The sequence below is a fragment of the Sinomonas mesophila genome (assembly GCF_001999765.1).
GTDB classification, from domain to species: Bacteria; Actinomycetota; Actinomycetes; order Actinomycetales; family Micrococcaceae; genus Sinomonas; species Sinomonas mesophila.
On record NZ_MTIC01000008.1, the window covers coordinates 137820 to 154738 of the forward strand.

The following is a 16919-nucleotide window of genomic DNA, read 5'->3' on the forward strand; positions in this document are numbered from 1 at the left end:
CGCGCCGCACCTCCCGCCCCGGAGGATCCCCGGGCCAGCGGTGCCGCGCGGTGCCGCTCCCCGGTGGTGACCCACCCAACGCCAGTCGCGACCCGGCCAGTCTACCGGCCGCCCGGGAACACGGAAGGCCCCCGTCCGGTTGACGAGAATAGTTGACGCATCAAAGGAAGCGGAAGGGGAGGCCCGGTGGAGGCACTCAGGACGGTCGTGGTCGGCGCGGGGCAGGCGGGCCTCAGCGCCGCATACTGGCTCGCCCGCCGGGGCCTTGCGCCGTGGTCGGACGTGGTGGTCCTCGACGCCAACGCCGGCCCGGGCGGCGCGTGGCGGCACCGCTGGGACTCGCTGACCTTCGACGCCGCGCACGGCCTCCACCCCCTCCCCGGCCTCCCGCTCGAGGCGCCGGAGCCGCGCGAGCCCGCCTCCGCCGTCGTGAGCCGCTACTACGGGGCGTACGAGCGCGAGCTCGGGATCCCGGTCATCCGCCCGGTCCGGGTCTCCTCGGTCTCGCACGCGGAGGCGCCACGACGCCGGCCCCTCCTCGTACGCGCGGGCGACGGCCGCGAATGGCTGGCTGAGACCGTCATCTCCGCCGCCGGCACCTGGGACCGTCCGCACTGGCCGTCCTATCCGGGCCAGCGGCTGTTCCGCGGGCGGCAGCTGCACACGCACGACTTCGTCTCGGCCGAGGAGTTCCGCGGGCAGCGCGTGCTCGTCGTCGGCGGCGGGACGAGCGCGCTGCAGTTCCTGCTCCAGCTCGACGCCGCCGGCGCCCGGACCGCCTGGTCCACGCGCCGGGCCCCCGACTTCACCGCGGCGCCCTTCGACGCGGACTGGGGCATCGACGTCGAACGCCGGGTCGGCGAGCGGACGCGCGCGGGGCTCCCGCCGCTGTCCGTGGTTGCCGCGACGGGCCTGCCGCTCACCGAGCAGTACCGCGCGGGCATCGAGGCCGGCGTCCTCGTCTCGCGCGGCCCGCTGGCCCGGCTCACGCCCACGGGCGCCGTCCTCGCGGACGGGACCGAGCTCGCGCTCGACGCGATCCTGTGGGCCACGGGCTTCCGGGCCTCGCTCAGCCATCTCGCGCCCCTCCGCCTGCGCGAGCCCGGCGGCGGGGTCATGATGGGCGACGACGGCGTCTCGGCTGTGCGGGAGCCGCGCCTCTTCCTCGTCGGGTATGGCGCCTCGGCCTCGACCGTCGGGGCCACGAGGGCCGGCCGGGCCGCCGCGGTGGCGGCGACGCGATTCCTCGCGGGCGCAGGGCGGGACGCGCGGCTCGCCTCGGTACCCTAGGACGCGTGGAACGCAACACCTTCATCGTGACCCTCTCCTGCCCCGACCGGCCCGGGATCGTCCACGCCGTGTCGGGAGCGCTGCTCGAGGCCGGGTGCAACATCGCAGAGTCGCGCCAGTACGAGAGCCCCGACACGGGGACCTTCTTCATGCGGGTCACGGTCGAGACCGCGTCCGAGCGCCCCGCCCTCGAGGCCTCGCTGGCGCCGGTCGCGGAGGCCTTCTCGATGAAGCTGGGCCTCTACAACGGCGGCGAGCCCGTGCGCACGCTCATCATGTGCTCGAAGGACGGCCGCACGCTCAACGACCTGCTGTTCCAGCAGCGCACCGGCACGCTGCCCATCGAGGTGCCCGTCGTCGTCTCGAACCATCCCGACCTCGCGCCGATGGCCGAGTTCTACGGCGTGCCGTTCGTGCACCTGCCCGTCACGCCCGAGACGAAGGCGGAGGCCGAGGCCAAGCTCCTCGCGCTCGTCGAGGAGCACGGGGTCGAGCTCGTCGTGCTCGCGCGCTACATGCAGGTCCTCTCGGACGACCTGTGCCGGGCGCTCGAGGGCCGCGCGATCAACATCCACCACTCGTTCCTGCCGTCGTTCAAGGGGGCCAAGCCGTACCACCAGGCCCACGCGCGCGGGGTCAAGATCATCGGGGCGACGGCGCACTACGTCACCGCGGCGCTCGACGAGGGGCCGATCATCGAGCAGGAGGTCATCCGCGTGGACCACGCGAAGACCCCCGAGCAGTTCGTCCGGCTGGGCCGCGACGTCGAGGGGCGGACCCTGTGCCGCGCCGTCCAGTGGCATGCCGAGCACCGGGTCCTCCTCGACGGGCACCGGACGGTCGTCTTCGACTGACGCCGAGATGGGGGCGTGTGGCGCCGAGATGGGGTGACCTGCCGCCGAGATGGGGGGATAGATCGCCGAAGTGGGGGCGTGTGCCGCCGAAATGGGGGCGCATGACGCCGAGATGGGGGCGTTCGACGCCGAGATGGGGGCGCATGACGCCGAGATGGGGGCGTACGACGCCGACATCGGGGCTTTCGTACTGCGCCGACGCCGAGGAGCTATGCATCCTGCCCGCCAGCCGTGGGATGAGCTAACCCCGAAGCCCGGTGACCGACGTCGTGCACGGGGCATGGATGAGCTACCTGGCCATGGACCCCGTCTTGGCGTCGGCAATCCCAGGGCCCCATTTCGGCGTTCTATGCCCCGATCTCGGCGCCACATCCCCCGATCTCGGCGCCACATCCCCCCATCTCGGCGCCACATCCCCCCATCTCGGCGCCACATCCCCCATCTCGGCGCCACATCCCCCCATCTCGGCGCCACATCCCCCCATCTCGGCGCCACATCCCCCCATCTCGGCGATGGAGGTGGGGCGGGTCAGTGCGTGGCGTTGGCCTTGCGGTGCGCCCGCGCGAGGTCGACGTAGTGCGAGGCGTTGCGGTGGACGCCGGCGACCTCCTCGTCGGTGAGCTCGCGCCGGACCTTGGCGGGCACGCCGGCAACGAGCGAGCGCGGCGGCACGACGGTGCCCTCGAGGACGACGGCTCCCGCGGCGACGAGCGAGCCCCGGCCGATCACGGCGCCGTTCATGACCGTCGCGCCCATGCCGATCAGGACGTCGTCCTCGACCGTGCAGCCGTGGACCACGGCGTTGTGGCCGACCGACACGCCCGCCCCGACGGTGCACGGAAAGCCCTCGTCCGCGTGGAGCACCACGTTGTCCTGGAGGTTGGTTCCGGCGCCGACGATGATGGTCGCCGTGTCGGCGCGGACGGAGACGCCGTAGAAGGCACTCGAGCGCTCGGCTAGGTGCGCGTCGCCGATGATGGACGCTGTCGGGGCGACGAAGGCGCTCGGGTGGATGTCGGGCGCTCTGCCCCCGAACTCGATGACTGGGCTCATGGGCCAAGACTAAGCCTTTCCTCCCCGGCCGCCTCGCGGAGCGCCCCCCGCCCGGTTTGCGTTCATTTCTTGACGACAAGGGCCTTCGAGAGGAAGCTAAGTCGCATGGTCTCCACCTTGCGCTCGACGACGAGCGCCGCCAATCCGGGCTCGCAGTCCGCGCTCCGACGGCTCAACGAGCAGCGCATTGTCGAGGCGCTCATGGCGGGGCCCGCGACCCAGGCCGAGCTCGCCCGTCAGACCGGCCTCTCCACGGCGACCGTGTCCAACATCGTCAAGGTCCTGCTCGACGCCGACATCGTCGCGACCGAGCCGACGACCAGCTCGGGGCGGCGCGCGCTGAGCGTGCGCCTCAACAGCAACTCCGCCGTCGCCGTGGGCATCGACTTCGGCCGGCGCCACCTGCGCGTCGTGCTCGCGAACCTCGCGTACGAGGTCCTCGCGGAGGAGAGCATCACGCTCCCCCTCGGCCATCGAGCGGACGTGAGCATCTCGGCGGCCGTCGACGTGCTCGACTCGCTGCTCGCCGAGGCGGAGGTGCGACGGGCCGACGTCGTGGGCGTGGGCGCGGGGATCCCGGGCCCGATCGACCACCGCACCGGCACCGTAGCCCAGGGCGCGATCCTGCCCGAATGGGTCGGCTTCCAGATCCTCGACCGCCTCGAGGAACACCTCGGGCTGCCCGTCTTTGTCGACAACGACGCCAATCTGGGCGCGCTCAGCGAGGTCACCTGGGGCCCGCACAGCGGCGTCGAGAACCTCATGTTCGTCAAGATCGGCTCGGGCATCGGCGCGGGCCTCATCCTCGGCGGCGTGCCGTTCTACGGCCACGTCGGCGTCACCGGCGAGATCGGCCACGCGACGATCGTCGAGCACGGCCACGTGTGCCGCTGCGGCAACCGGGGCTGCCTCGAGACCATCGCCTCGACCACGACCATGGCGGAGCTGCTCAGCCGGGGCGAGGCCGAGCCACTGACTCCGGACGAGATCGTTCGCCGGGCGCTCGCGCGGAACCCCGCCGTCCTGCGCGTGATCGACGACGCCGGGCACGCCGTCGGGCGCGCGCTGGGCAACGTCGCGAATCTCATCAACCCCGAGGTCATCGTGGTCGGCGGCCCGCTCGCCGAGCTCGGAGAGATCCTCCTCGAGCCCGTGCGGCGCGGCCTCCTGAGGCATGCCGTGCCCCTCATCGGCGAGACCACGACCCTCGCCATGTCCGCCCTCGGCACCCGCGCCGAGGTCCTCGGGGCTGCGGCCCTGGTCTTCCAACACGCCGACATTGCCCACCACGGCTGACCCCGGCGGGGGCGAAGGCGTCCGCCTTCCCGGCGCGACCATCCCGATTGCGTTCAAGTCTTGACGCCAACGGCGGGCGACTTGTTTACTTTTTACTCAGACGGCGCCGCCGACCAGGCCGCCGGACAACGACGTTCGACCAGGAGGCAGCGGCACATGGCGCCGAACGAAGCGGTGATCCTCGAAATGAGGTCCATCACGAAGGAGTTCCCCGGGGTCAAGGCACTCTCGGACGTGAACCTCAAGGTCAAAGCGGGCGAGATCCACGCGATCTGCGGCGAGAACGGCGCCGGCAAGTCCACGCTCATGAAGGTGCTCTCCGGCGTCTACCCCTTCGGGACGTACTTCGGGGACATCGTCTACCAGAACGAGATCCAGCAGTTCCGGGACATCCGCGCGAGCGAGCACGCGGGCATCGTGATCATCCACCAGGAGCTCGCGCTCATCCCCGAGCTCTCGATCATGGAGAACATCTTCCTCGGCAACGAGCCCGTCCGCCGCGGCGTGATCGACTGGAAGGAGGCGCGCAAGCGCTCCCTCGAGCTCCTCGCCCGCGTGGGCCTGCGCGAGGACCCGGACACCCCGATCAAGGAGATCGGCGTCGGCAAGCAGCAGCTCGTCGAGATCGCCAAGGCGCTGAGCAAGTCGGTCAAGCTGCTCATCCTCGACGAGCCGACGGCCGCGCTCAACGAGCACGACTCCCAGCACCTGCTCGATCTCATCCTCGGCCTCAAGGGCCGCGGGATCACGTCGATCATCATCTCCCACAAGCTCAACGAGATCGAGCAGATCGCGGACTCGATCACGATCATCCGCGACGGCAAGTCGATCGAGACGCTCGACGTCAAGGGCGACGGCGTCGACGAGGACCGCATCATCAAGGGCATGGTGGGGCGCACTCTCGAGTCCCGCTTCCCCGACCACACGCCGACCATCGGAGAAGTGCTCTTCGAGGTCAAGAACTGGACCGTCCAGCACCCGAACGTCCCGGACAGGCTCGTGTGCAAGGGCTCGAGCTTCTTTGTCCGCAAGGGCGAGATCGTCGGCTTCGCTGGCCTCATGGGCGCGGGCCGCACGGAGCTGGCCCGCAGCCTCTTCGGCCGCTCCTACGGGAAGTTCGTCTCGGGGCGCACCTTCATGCACGGCAAGGAGGTGCACATGCACACCGTCGGGCAGGCCATCGACGCCGGCCTGGGCTACGTGACCGAGGACCGCAAGACCCTCGGCCTGAACCTCCTGGACGACATCAAGACGACCACCGTCTCGGCGGCGCTCAAGAAGGTCACGCGAGGGCTCGTCGTCGACCGCAACCGCGAGTACCAAGTGGCCGAGGAGTACCGAAAGTCGCTGCGGACCAAGAGCCCAAGCGTGGACGAGGGGGTCGCGAAGCTCTCGGGCGGGAACCAGCAGAAGGTCGTCCTCGCCAAGTGGATGTTCACCGAGCCGGAGCTGCTCATCCTCGACGAGCCCACCCGCGGCATCGACGTCGGGGCGAAGTACGAGATCTACGGGATCATCCAGCGCCTCGCGACCCAGGGCAAGGGCGTCATCGTCATCTCGTCCGAGCTGCCGGAGCTGCTGGGCCTCTCCGACCGCATCTACACGATCTTCGAGGGAGCCATCACAGGCGTCCTGGCGAAGGAGGAGGCCACGCAGGAGAACCTCATGAAGCTCATGACCCAAGCCCGCAAGTCGGCGGCCTGAGACGAAGAACCAGGAGACCTAAGGACACCCCATGGACGCCCTCAAGAAGCTGTTCGGCGGCAACACGCGCCAGTTCGGGATGATCTTCGCCCTGGTGGCGCTCATCATCCTCTTCCAGATCATGACCGGCGGGCTCACCCTGACGCCGGACAACGTCATCAATCTCTTCAACGGCAACTCGTACATCCTGATCCTGGCCATCGGCATGGTCCTCGTGATCATCGCCGGGCACATCGACCTCTCCGTCGGGTCGGTCGCCGCCGCCGTCGGCATCGTCGTGGCCATCACCATGCGCGACTGGAATCTGCCCTCCTGGGTCGGGATCCTCTTCGGCCTCGCCATCGGCGCCGTGATCGGGGCATGGCAGGGCTTCTGGGTCGCCTACGTGGGCATCCCTGCCTTCATCGTGACCCTGGCCGGCATGCTCATCTTCCGCGGCGTGAACCAGTACATCGGCAAGTCCAACACCATCCCGGTCCCCCAGGACTTCCAGTTCATCGGCGCGGGCTTCCTCCCGGAGACCGGTCCCGTGACGGGCTACAACAACCTCACGCTCCTCATCGGGCTTATCGGCGTCGCCGCCGTCGTCTACCTCGAGCTCAGGAACCGCCGCGAGTCCAAGGCCCTCGGCGCAGACGTCCCCGAGCTGTGGGTCGCGGTGACCAAGCTCGTGCTCATCGGCGGCGCGATCCTCTACGCGACGTACCTGTTCGCGACCGGCCGTCCCGGCACGTCGTTCCCGATCGCGGGCATCATCCTCGGCCTCCTCGTTCTCCTGTACGGGTTCATCTCGTCCAAGACCGTCACCGGCCGGCACATCTACGCCGTCGGCGGCAACAGGCACGCGGCCGAGCTCTCGGGCGTGCAGTCCAAGAAGGTCAACTTCCTCGTCATGATGAACATGGCCATCCTCTCCGCCCTCGCCGGCATGGTCTTCGTGGCCCGCTCCACGGCCTCCGGGCCGTTCGACGGCACGGGGTGGGAGCTCGACGCGATCGCGGCCGTGTTCATCGGCGGCGCGGCGGTCACCGGCGGCGTCGGCACCGTCATAGGCTCCATCGTCGGAGGCCTCGTCATGGCCGTGCTCAACAACGGTCTGCAGCTGCTGGGCGTAGGGGCCGACATGACGGCGATCATCAAGGGCCTCGTCCTCCTCGCCGCCGTCGCGTTCGACGTCTACAACAAGATCCAGGGCCGGCCCTCCATCCTCGGCCTCCTCATCCGCGGAGCCCGCGGCACGGGCGGACCGACGATCAACGGTGGCAAGGGAACGCCTTTCCAGCCGGACGAGACGACCAAGACCAGCGAGGTCGTGGCCAAGGAGGCCTGAGGCCTCGAGCAGAACCCCACCGGGAATCCAGAGAACGTCAAGAAACTCCAACAAGTACAGGGAACAGAGAAAGCGGAGAACATGCGCATGTTTTCAAAGGCAGCCAAGGCCGCAGCGGTCGTTGGCATCGCAGCACTGGCGCTGACGGCCTGCGGTCGCGCCGACACGGGTGGGGGCACGGGTGGGACTGCCGCCGCTGGCTTCCCCAAGGACGCGCTCATCGGCGTTGCGCTCCCCCAGAAGACCTCGGAGAACTGGGTCCTCGCGGAGCAGCTGTTCAACGACGGGCTCAAGGAGGCGGGCTTCAAGGCGGACGTCCAGTTCGCCAACGGCGGCGTGTCCGAGCAGCAGAACCAGATCTCTGCGATGGTCACCAAGGGCGCCAAGGTCATCGTCGTCGGCGCGATCGACGGCTCGCAGCTCGGCACCCAGCTCGCCCAGGCCAAGTCCGCGGGCGCGACCGTCATCGCCTATGACCGGCTCGTGAAGAACACGGACGCGGTGGACTACTACGTCGCGTACGACAACTTCAAGGTCGGCGAGCTGCAGGGCCAAGCCCTCCTCGAGGGCATGCAGGCCAAGAAGCCCAGCGGCCCGTACAACATCGAGCTGTTCGCCGGATCCCCCGACGACGCCAACGCGAAGGTCTTCTTCGACGGCGCGATGAGCGTGCTCAAGCCGAAGATCGACGACGGCACCCTCAAGGTCGTCTCGGGCCAGGCCACGTTCGAGCAAGCCGTAACCCAGGGCTGGAAGGCCGAGAACGCCCAGAAGCGCATGGACACGCTCCTCGCCGCGAACTACACCTCCGCGCCCCTCGACGGCGTGCTCTCGCCGAACGACACGCTCGCCCGCGCGATCATCACCTCGGTCAAGAGCGCGGGCAAGCCGATCCCGGTCGTCACCGGCCAGGACTCGGAGGTCGAGTCGGTCAAGTCGATCATGGCGGGCGAGCAGTACTCGACCATCAACAAGGACACCCGCAACCTCGTGAAGCAGGCCATCGACATGGTCAAGCAGCTCCAGTCCGGCCAGAAGGCGTCCGTCAACGACGAGAAGTCATACGACAACGGCGTCAAGGTCGTCCCGGCCTACCTGCTGCCGCCGGTCATCGTCACGAAGGCCAACGCCAAGGAGGCCTACGCGAACGATCCGACGCTGAGCCAGCTCACGCAGTAGGACCAGCGCCACCAGCGCCCGCTCCAGCGGGTTGCGCGCGACGGCGGCCGTCCCCACCCAAGGGGGGCGGCCGCCGTCGTGCGCCGGGCCCCCGCATGGAAGGATGGGCGCATGACCCGTCACATCCAGCGCCCCTGGCTGTCCCAGCAGGACAACACCGACCCGCTCGCCGCGACCGGGCGCCCGCTGCGCTGGGGCGTCGTCGCGACCGGCGGGGTTGCCCGGACCGTCACGCGGGACCTGTCCCTCCTGCCCGATGCCGACCTCCGCGCGGTGAGCTCGCGCAGCCCCGACCGGGCCGTGCAGTTCGCCCGCGAGTTCGGCTTCGAGCGCGCCTACGGGGACGAGGACGGCGTGCCCGGCTACGTGCGCCTGGCCGCGGACCCGGAGGTCGACGTCGTGTACGTCGCGGCACCGCACGGGCAGCACTACGAGGTGTCACGGGCGGCGCTCGAGGCCGGCAAGCACGTGCTCGTCGAGAAGGCGTTCACGGTCAACGCGCACGAGGCACAGGGGCTCGTCGACCTCGCCTCGGAGCGGGGGCTGTTCCTCATGGAGGCCGTGTGGAGCCGCTTCGTGCCGGGCATGGTCCGGGCGTTCGAGATCGTCGAGTCGGGCGAGATCGGCGAGGTCCAGTGGGTCTCCGCGGACCTCGGCTTCCCCGCACCGAAGGACCCGACGAGCCGGATCTGGGACGTCGCGGCGGGCGGCGGCGCGCTCCTGGACCTCACCGTGTACCCCCTCCTGTGGGCCATCGGCACCCTCGGCTTCCCCGACTCCCTCACCGCGGTCGGGACCCTCAACGACGACGGCGTCGACACCCAGAACATCCTCGCCCTCTCCTACGCGGGCGGGCAGCTCGCCTCGCTCACGTCCTCGTTCCTCGCGCACGGACCACGCACGGCCACCGTCGCCGGGACGGAGGGCGTGCTCACGACCGTCGCGAGCGTGAACAACCCCGCGGAGCTCGTGGTCAGGCGCGGCTGGGACCCGGCCAGGGTCGAGAAGATCGAGATCGTGGGGCGCGGCTACGTGTACGAGTTGCGCGAGGTCACGCGCTGCATCCAGCAGGGGCTGGTCGAGAGCCCGACCATGCCGTGGAAGCACACGCTCGACACGATGCGCCTCTTCGACGGCGTCCGCGCGCAGCTCGGTGTGCAGTATCCGAACGACGCGCGGATCGGCCACCGGCGCTGACGCCGTCCCCTCCGGGGCGCCCGAGATGAATCTGTGACAATCGCTGATCGAAGTCTGGACGGCCTCCGGGGGCCCTTCTAGCATTGCAAGCAATTCAGCCTCAGGGGACTTCCGGGGGGAGGACGGCTGATGCGAAGCGAAAGCTCATGGCGATCGCGCGCGGTCGCCCTCGTTCGGCATGCTGTCGCAGCCGCCGGCCTCAGTCTGGCGTGGCTTGCCCTCTCGGGTTCCCCCGCCGCCGCCCTGGGTGACATCACGGACATCGCCGGGGGCGCGACGTCGTCGGTCGTCTCCGCCGTCACGGAGACCGCTTCTGCCCCCGCCAGGCTCCTCTCGGGCGGGCCGGATGACCGACCCACCGGTTCCCTCGGCCAGGCCGCCAGCACGACGACGTCGGGCCTCGCCTCCGTCGTCGAGACCGCGCCGGCGGCTCTTGAGCCGGTGCTTCCGGAGCCGCTCGAACCGCTCGTCCCAGTGTTCGAGGAGACGACCGACGCGGCGGCGGGCCTCCTGGAGGACGTCGGCGGCACAGCCGCCGGGACGCTCGGGCTCGCCGATGCCGTCGTCGGAAACCCGCTCACTGAGCTCCCGGTTCCGGCCCCTCCCGCGCCGCCCGTCCCTGAGGTCGTACCCGCCTTCCCTGCTGCCCCTGCCGAGGCGGTCCCGGCTCCTGAGCCAGTCGCGGCAACGCCAGCGGCCCCAGTGCCCGCCGTATGGGAGCCCACGTTCCTTGCCAGGCTGGCCGCCTCGGGGCTGCCCCTCCCCTTCGATGCCCGCGCGGCGGCGGCCGTCCTGGGGGCCCTCGCCGGCGGGCCCGTGACCTGGCACCTCGATCTTCCGCCGTACGCCATGCCCGCCTCGCCCGGTACCGTGGGCTCCGGCGGTCTGCTCGGCGGCCCGCTGCCGGCCCTCACCGGCGGTGCCTTCCTGCTCGCGCTCGTGTGGCGCGTGGGGCCGCGTCTCTTCCCCGCGGCCCCTGAACTGCCCGGTTCTCCGGCCTTCGATCCGGGGTCAACTCCCGACTGAGCGGGGGACGAGTCTGCCTACGGGCAGACAGACGTCCCGACGCCTTGCGCGTCCACCGACTCTGTCAGGAGAGAACTGTGAATACCCTTGCGCGCCGAGCGTTGCTCGGCACCTTGGTCGCGGGAGGCCTCTTAGGCCTCGGCCAGGCCGCCGCACATGCGGAGGACCTCACCGCGACCACCAATCCCACCGCGTGGGTCACTGCACCCACGACCCTCACCACCGGAACCGGCGACGGGCTGCTCGACCGCACGACCGTGACCACCGTCCCGGCCGCCGCCGTCGCCGCACCGACCGAGGTCAACCTCGGAACCGGCAACGGGCTGCTCGGCGGCACGACCGTGACCACCGTCCCGGCCGCCGCCATCGCCGCACCGACCGAGATCACCCTCGGAACCGGCAACGGGCTGCTCAGCGACGCGTCCGTGACCACCGTCCCGGCCGCCGCCATCGCCGCACCCACCGAGATCACCCTCGGGACCGGCAACGGACTGCTCGGCGACACGTCCGTGACCACCGTCCCGGCCGCCGCCCTCGCCGCACCGACCGAGGTCAACCTCGGAACCGGCGACGGGCTCCTGGGCCTCGGCAGCACGAGCGTGACCACCGTCCCGGCCGCCGCCCTCGCCGCACCGACCGAGGTCAACCTCGGAACCGGCGACGGGCTCCTGGGCCTCGGCAGCACGAGCGTGACCACCGTCCCGGCCGCCGCCCTCGCCGCACCCACCGAGGTCGACCTCGGAACCGGCGACGGGCCCCTCGGCCTCGGCGGCACGACCGTGACCACCGTCCCGGCCGCCGCCCTCGCCGCACCGACCGAGGCCGACCTCGGAACCGGCGACGGGCCCCTCGGCCTCGGCGGCACGACCGTGACCACCGTCCCGGCCGCCGCCCTCGCCGCACCGACCGAGGGCAACCTCGGAACCGGCGACGGGCTCCTGGGCCTCGGCAGCACGAGCGTGACCACCGTCCCGGCCGCCGCCCTCGCCGCACCCACCGAGATCAACCTCGGAACCGGCGACGGGCTCCTGGGCCTCGGCGGCACGAGCGTGACCACCGTCCCGGCCGCCGCCATCGCCGCACCGACCCAGGTCACCTTGGGTGACGGCAACGGGCTCCTCGGCACCGGGGTCCTCGATGGTGCGTCCGTGACCACCGTCCCGGCCGCCGCCCTCGCCGCACCCACCGAGGTCAACCTCGGAACCGGCGACGGGCCCCTCGGCCTCGGCGGCACGAGCGTGACCACCGTCCCGGCCGCCGCCCTCGCCGCACCCACCGAGGTCAACCTCGGAACCGGCGACGGGCCCCTCGGCCTCGGCGGCACGTCCGTGACCACCGTCCCGGCCGCCGCGATCGCCGCACCCACCGAGATCAACCTCGGTGACGGCAACGGGCTCCTCGGCCTCGGCGGCACGACCGTGACCACCGTCCCGGCCGCCGCCATCGCCGCCCCGACCCAGGTCACCCTGGGTGACGGCAACGGGCTCCTGGGCCTCGGCGGCACGTCCGTGACCACCGTCCCGGCCGCCGCGATCGCCGCACCCACCGAGGTCACCCTCGGAACCGGCGACGGGCTCTTGGGCACCGGCGTCCTCGGCGGCGGCCTCCTCGACCTCGGCGGCACCGACGGCCTGCTGGACATCCTCGACCTCGACGGGCTCTTCGGCGTGATTGGCGGCGGGGACTCCAAGGGCGACGGCGGTAAGTCCGATGGTGGTTCCCGTACCGACGGGCGGCTTGGCGGCGGCTCCGGCCAGGGCACAGGCGCTGGCTCCGGCCAGGGCACGGGCTCTCAGGCCGGAACGGGCGGCAGCCGGACCGTCGTCGTCCGGGTCGTTGTCGAGCAATCTGGCGCAGGCCTGGCGAACACCGGCTCGGCCGGTACGCAGGGGCGCGCCGCGGGCTCGGCTCAGGGCGCGACCACGGCCGGAGGCTCGGCCGCGACCGGCGGCGTTGCCGCCGGAGCGACGGTCGACGCCGGGGCTGCCGCCGCCGCTGGGGGGACTGCCACTGGCGGTGCGGCGGCTGCCCTGGACATCTGCCCGGCGGCCTTCGTGGACGCCGAGCGTGACGGGTTGAACGTCAGCATGGCCATGCTGCTCGCAGCGGCCACGCTCGCGCTCGGCCTCGGCCTGGGTCTCGGCCTCGGCCTCCTGCGCCGCCGCACGGCGGCCTGACGCGGCACGGGAAGGGGCCGAGCGCTGGGGGCCCGGCCTCTCCCCTACCGCCCCGGCCGACGGCACGTACGGCCAGAATCCACGAGCCAGAGGAAGCCAGCCTCAGGAGAGAAGGGAGGGGAAGATCCTGACCTCGTCGACGATGTGGATCATGTAGGGCGCGGGTCGCCCCAGCAGCGACCTCGTCCGAGCACACGACGGCGTCGACCAGGAGACGTGGTCCGGCCGCCCCGGTAGCGTGCGCCGGGACGTCCGGGCCGCCGTCAGGCGTCCCGGCGGAAGCCCTCCGGTGGGCGATCCGTCGTTCGCGCTCTCGGCCTGGATCCGCCGCGGCCTGGCGGTGTCGCCGTGCCCTCTGGGGCCCGGGGGCTCAGGCGGCGAGGGGCGACCAGCGGTCCTCGCGGCGGCCGAACAGCTTCCCGTCCACGGAGAGGCGACCGGGGCCGACGAGGGCCAGCGCGGCCGCACCGGCGGCCAGGACGAGGACGAACTCAACGCCGCCCTTGTCGGAGAACAGGCCCGCAGGGAGGTGCACGAGCACGAGAGCCACCAACATCTGGACCGCGAGGGCCGCGGCAGCGATGCGGGTCACGAGGCCGAGGATGAGCGCAGCGCCGCCCACGAGCTCGAGGCTCGCGGCGACCGGGGCGGCGATCTCCGCGGCAGGGATGCCCATCGTGCCGAACGCGGCCTGGGCGCCCGGGATCGTGAACTGGAAGAACTTCTGCCAGCCGTGGGCGAGAAAGACGACGCCGAGCGCGACGCGCAGGATCGTGCGGGCGAGGTCGGAGGCGAGGGTCGTGGTCACGGGGAGCTCCTTGCTGTCGGTGGTCATCGGGATTCGGTGGCCGCCAGGCGGGCGACATTTATTGAAGCTTCAACCTAATCCTTGCAAGGGTCCGCGAGCGGTGTCAAACGGGAGTGGCGGCATAACGCCGTCCTCACGCACGACGACGCCCCGCACCCAAGGTGAGAATTCTCACCCCAGGCGCGGGGCGCCGTCGTCCGCCAGGAAGTGCTAGCCGGCGAGGCCGTCCACGATGCCGTTGAGCGTCGCGGACGGGCGCATGACCGCCGAGGCCTTCGCGGCGTCGGGGCGGTAGTACCCGCCGATGTCGGCCGGGGAGCCCTGGACGGCGAGGAGCTCGTCGACGATCGTCTTCTCCTGCGACGTCAGGGCCTCGGCGACCGGGCGGAACGCCGCGGCGAGGGCCGCGTCCTCGCTCTGGCCGGCCAGCTCCTGGGCCCAGTAGAGGGCGAGGTAGAAGTGGCTGCCGCGGTTGTCGATCGTGCCGAGCTTGCGGCCCGGGGACTTGTTCTCGAGCAGGAACGTCGCCGTCGCGCGGTCGAGCGCGTCGGCGAGCACCTTCGCGGCGGGCACGCCTGCCTGCTCGGCGTAGAGCTCGAGCGAGGGCACGAGGGCGAAGAACTCGCCGAGGCTGTCCCAGCGCAGGTAGTTCTCGGCGACGAGCTGCTGGACGTGCTTCGGCGCGGAGCCCCCGGCGCCGGTCTCGAAGAGGCCGCCGCCGTTGATGAGCGGGACCACCGAGAGCATCTTGGCGCTCGTGCCGAGCTCGAGGATCGGGAAGAGGTCCGTGAGGTAGTCGCGCAGGACATTGCCGGTCACGGAGATCGTGTCCTCGCCCTTGCGCAGGCGCTCGAGGGTGAACGCGGTGGCCTTTTCCGGGGAGAGGATCTCGATCTGCAGGCCCTCGGTGTCGTGCTCCTGGAGGTACTCGCGGACCTTCGCGATGAGGTTGGCGTCGTGCGCGCGGTCCTCGTCGAGCCAGAAGACGGCCGGGGTCTGGGAGGCGCGGGCGCGGGTGACGGCGAGCTTGACCCAGTCGCGGACCGGGACGTCCTTGGTCTGGCACGCGCGCCAGATGTCGCCCGGGGCGACCTCGTGCTCGAGGAGCACCTCGCCGGCGGCGTTGAGGACCTGGACGGTCCCGGCGGCCTGGATCTCGAAGGTCTTGTCGTGGCTGCCGTACTCCTCGGCGGCCTGCGCCATGAGGCCCACGTTCGGGACGGTGCCCATCGTGGTCGGGTCGAAGGCCCCGTGCTCGCGGCAGTCGTCGATGACGACCTGGTACACGCCGGCGTAAGAGCTGTCCGGCAGGACGGCGAGCGTGTCGTGCTCCTTGCCGTCGGCGCCCCACATGTGGCCCGAGGTGCGGATCATGGCCGGCATCGAGGCGTCGACGATGACATCCGAGGGGACGTGCAGGTTCGTGATGCCCTTGTTCGAGTCGACCATCGCGAGGGCCGGGCCCTCCGTGAGGCCCTTCTCGATGAGGCCCTTGACGCCCTCCCGGACGTCCTCCGGCAGCTCGTCGAGGCCGTTGAGGATCGAGGCGAGGCCGTTGTTCGGGCTCAGGCCCGCGGCGGCGAGCTGCTTGCCGTAGGTGTCGAAGAGCTCGGCGAAGTAGGCCTTGACGACGTGGCCGAAGATGATCGGGTCCGAGACCTTCATCATGGTGGCCTTGAGGTGGGCCGAGAAGAGGACGCCCTCCTCCTTGGCGCGCGCCACCTGGGCGGAGAGGAACTCGTCGAGGGCGGCGGCGCGCATCACCGTGCCGTCGACGACCTCGCCCTTGAGGACCTTGAGGCCCTTCTTGAGCTCCTTGACCGTGCCGTCCTCCAGAACGAGCTGGATCGAGAGCGTGTCGTCGGCCGGGAGGACCACGGACTTCTCGTTCGAGCGGAAGTCGTTCTGGCCCATGGTCGCGACGTTCGTCGTGGAGTCGCCGCTCCACGCGCCCATCGAGTGCGGGTTCTTGCGCGCGTAGTTCTTGACCGACAGGGGCGCGCGGCGGTCCGAGTTGCCCTCGCGCAGGACGGGGTTCACGGCCGAGCCCTTGATCTTGTCGTAGCGCGAGCGGATGTCCGTCTCCTCGTCCGAGGAGGGGCTGTCCGGGTAGTCCGGGAGCGCGTAGCCCTGGGACTGCAGCTCGGCGATGGCGGCCTTGAGCTGCGGGATGGAGGCGCTGATGTTCGGCAGCTTGATGATGTTCGCCTCGGGAGTCTTCGCCAGGGCGCCCAGCTCGGAGAGCGCGTCGGAGGTGCGCTGCTCCTCCGTCAGGTAGTCCCCGAACGCCGCGACGATGCGGCCGGCCAGGGAGATGTCGCGGGTCGTGACGCTCACGCCGGCGGCCGAGGCGTACGCCTTGACGATCGGCAGGAACGAGTAGGTGGCGAGCATCGGCGCTTCGTCGGTGTGCGTGTAGATGATCTGGGCCATGGGTGGGCGCCCCTCCTGCGGCTGGAGCCGACCGCGGCGTCGGTGCGCGTCAGCGTATCGCCGCAGTAAGCATGGGTGCTGCTATGTCAACGTCCTTAACTTACCGCCAGTGGCGCGGCCCCGATGATTCGTGACGCCCTGCTCCGGCCCGGCCTGCGCGGATCCGCGCCATCCCGGGCCATAGACTGCCTCTCGGACTGCGCACAGGGCAGCCCGCGCGTCGGCACGGCGCGCGCCACGACCCCAGGGGGAGACGTATGGCACAGCATTCCGCGGCAGCCGGCGACGGCGAGGTTCCGGAGGACGAGGTTTCGGGCGCCGACGAGCTCGGCACGCTCGTCCTGCGGGTGTGGCGCGAGCCCGGCTCCGAGGAGGGGCTGCGTGTCCGGATCATGGCCGCCGAGGGCTCGCGCGAGCCGGTGACCGTTTCCATCGCCTCGGAGCCGGAGTCGGCGGTCGAGTCGGTGCGCACGTGGCTCGCCGGGCTCTCCGGCCAGGGCTCCTGAGCCGCCGGCGGGGCTAGCGCCCACACGCACGACGGCGCGTCCCCGGCAGGGGACGCCGTCGTGCGT

General features: G+C 71.0%; 13 protein-coding genes. 10 read left to right on the plus strand and 3 right to left on the minus strand.

Annotation, left to right across the window (positions count from 1 at the left end; genetic code table 11):
• Window positions 1–186 precede the first annotated feature (186 nt).
• Window positions 187–1290, plus strand: a complete 1104-nt coding sequence (locus BV907_RS14020) for an FAD-dependent oxidoreductase (protein ID WP_245827986.1) — start codon at window positions 187–189, stop codon at window positions 1288–1290.
• A 5-nt stretch (window positions 1291–1295) separates the two neighbouring features.
• Window positions 1296–2144 carry a formyltetrahydrofolate deformylase gene (gene purU / locus BV907_RS14025; protein ID WP_077490359.1) on the plus strand — a complete coding sequence of 283 codons (849 nt, stop codon included), beginning with the start codon at window positions 1296–1298 and terminating at the stop codon, window positions 2142–2144.
• Window positions 2145–2672: 528 nt separating this feature from the next.
• Here the strand turns inward: purU and BV907_RS14030 are convergent.
• Window positions 2673–3197, minus strand: coding sequence for a gamma carbonic anhydrase family protein (locus BV907_RS14030; protein ID WP_077490360.1), 525 nt, complete (start codon window positions 3195–3197; stop codon window positions 2673–2675).
• 105 nt (window positions 3198–3302) lie between these two features.
• Between BV907_RS14030 and BV907_RS14035 the strand changes: the two genes are divergently transcribed.
• From BV907_RS14035 to BV907_RS18915, 7 genes are all read left to right on the plus strand, one after another.
• Complete coding sequence (locus BV907_RS14035) at window positions 3303–4493, plus strand: ROK family transcriptional regulator (protein ID WP_077490361.1); 1191 nt, start codon at window positions 3303–3305, stop codon at window positions 4491–4493.
• A gap of 156 nt (window positions 4494–4649) precedes the next feature.
• Entirely contained in the window at window positions 4650–6197 is a 1548-nt protein-coding gene (gene mmsA / locus BV907_RS14040) for a multiple monosaccharide ABC transporter ATP-binding protein (protein WP_077490362.1), read from the plus strand.
• A gap of 31 nt (window positions 6198–6228) precedes the next feature.
• Window positions 6229–7527, plus strand: a complete 1299-nt coding sequence (mmsB, locus tag BV907_RS14045) for a multiple monosaccharide ABC transporter permease (protein WP_077490363.1) — start codon at window positions 6229–6231, stop codon at window positions 7525–7527.
• An 81-nt stretch (window positions 7528–7608) separates the two neighbouring features.
• Complete coding sequence (locus BV907_RS14050) at window positions 7609–8706, plus strand: substrate-binding domain-containing protein (protein WP_077490364.1); 1098 nt, start codon at window positions 7609–7611, stop codon at window positions 8704–8706.
• 111 nt (window positions 8707–8817) lie between these two features.
• Window positions 8818–9903, plus strand: a complete 1086-nt coding sequence (locus BV907_RS14055) for a Gfo/Idh/MocA family protein (protein WP_077490365.1) — start codon at window positions 8818–8820, stop codon at window positions 9901–9903.
• A 129-nt stretch (window positions 9904–10032) separates the two neighbouring features.
• On the plus strand, window positions 10033–10929 hold the full coding sequence (locus BV907_RS18910; protein ID WP_077490366.1) for a hypothetical protein: 897 nt from the start codon (window positions 10033–10035) through the stop codon (window positions 10927–10929).
• A 77-nt stretch (window positions 10930–11006) separates the two neighbouring features.
• Window positions 11007–13106 carry a hypothetical protein gene (locus BV907_RS18915; RefSeq protein ID WP_175637466.1) on the plus strand — a complete coding sequence of 700 codons (2100 nt, stop codon included), beginning with the start codon at window positions 11007–11009 and terminating at the stop codon, window positions 13104–13106.
• 370 nt (window positions 13107–13476) lie between these two features.
• Here the strand turns inward: BV907_RS18915 and BV907_RS14070 are convergent, their stop codons facing one another.
• On the minus strand, window positions 13477–13941 hold the full coding sequence (locus BV907_RS14070) for a DoxX family protein (RefSeq protein ID WP_077490368.1): 465 nt from the start codon (window positions 13939–13941) through the stop codon (window positions 13477–13479).
• A gap of 183 nt (window positions 13942–14124) precedes the next feature.
• Window positions 14125–16347: an NADP-dependent isocitrate dehydrogenase gene (locus BV907_RS14075; protein WP_077490369.1), complete on the minus strand. Its 2223-nt coding sequence runs from the start codon at window positions 16345–16347 to the stop codon at window positions 14125–14127.
• A gap of 257 nt (window positions 16348–16604) precedes the next feature.
• On the opposite strand from BV907_RS14075, the gene BV907_RS14080 reads away from it, so the two are divergent.
• The gene (locus BV907_RS14080) at window positions 16605–16853 is read left to right on the plus strand and encodes a hypothetical protein (protein ID WP_077490370.1); all 249 of its coding nucleotides are present in this window, start codon (window positions 16605–16607) and stop codon (window positions 16851–16853) included.
• The last annotated feature ends 66 nt before the right edge of the window (window positions 16854–16919 follow it).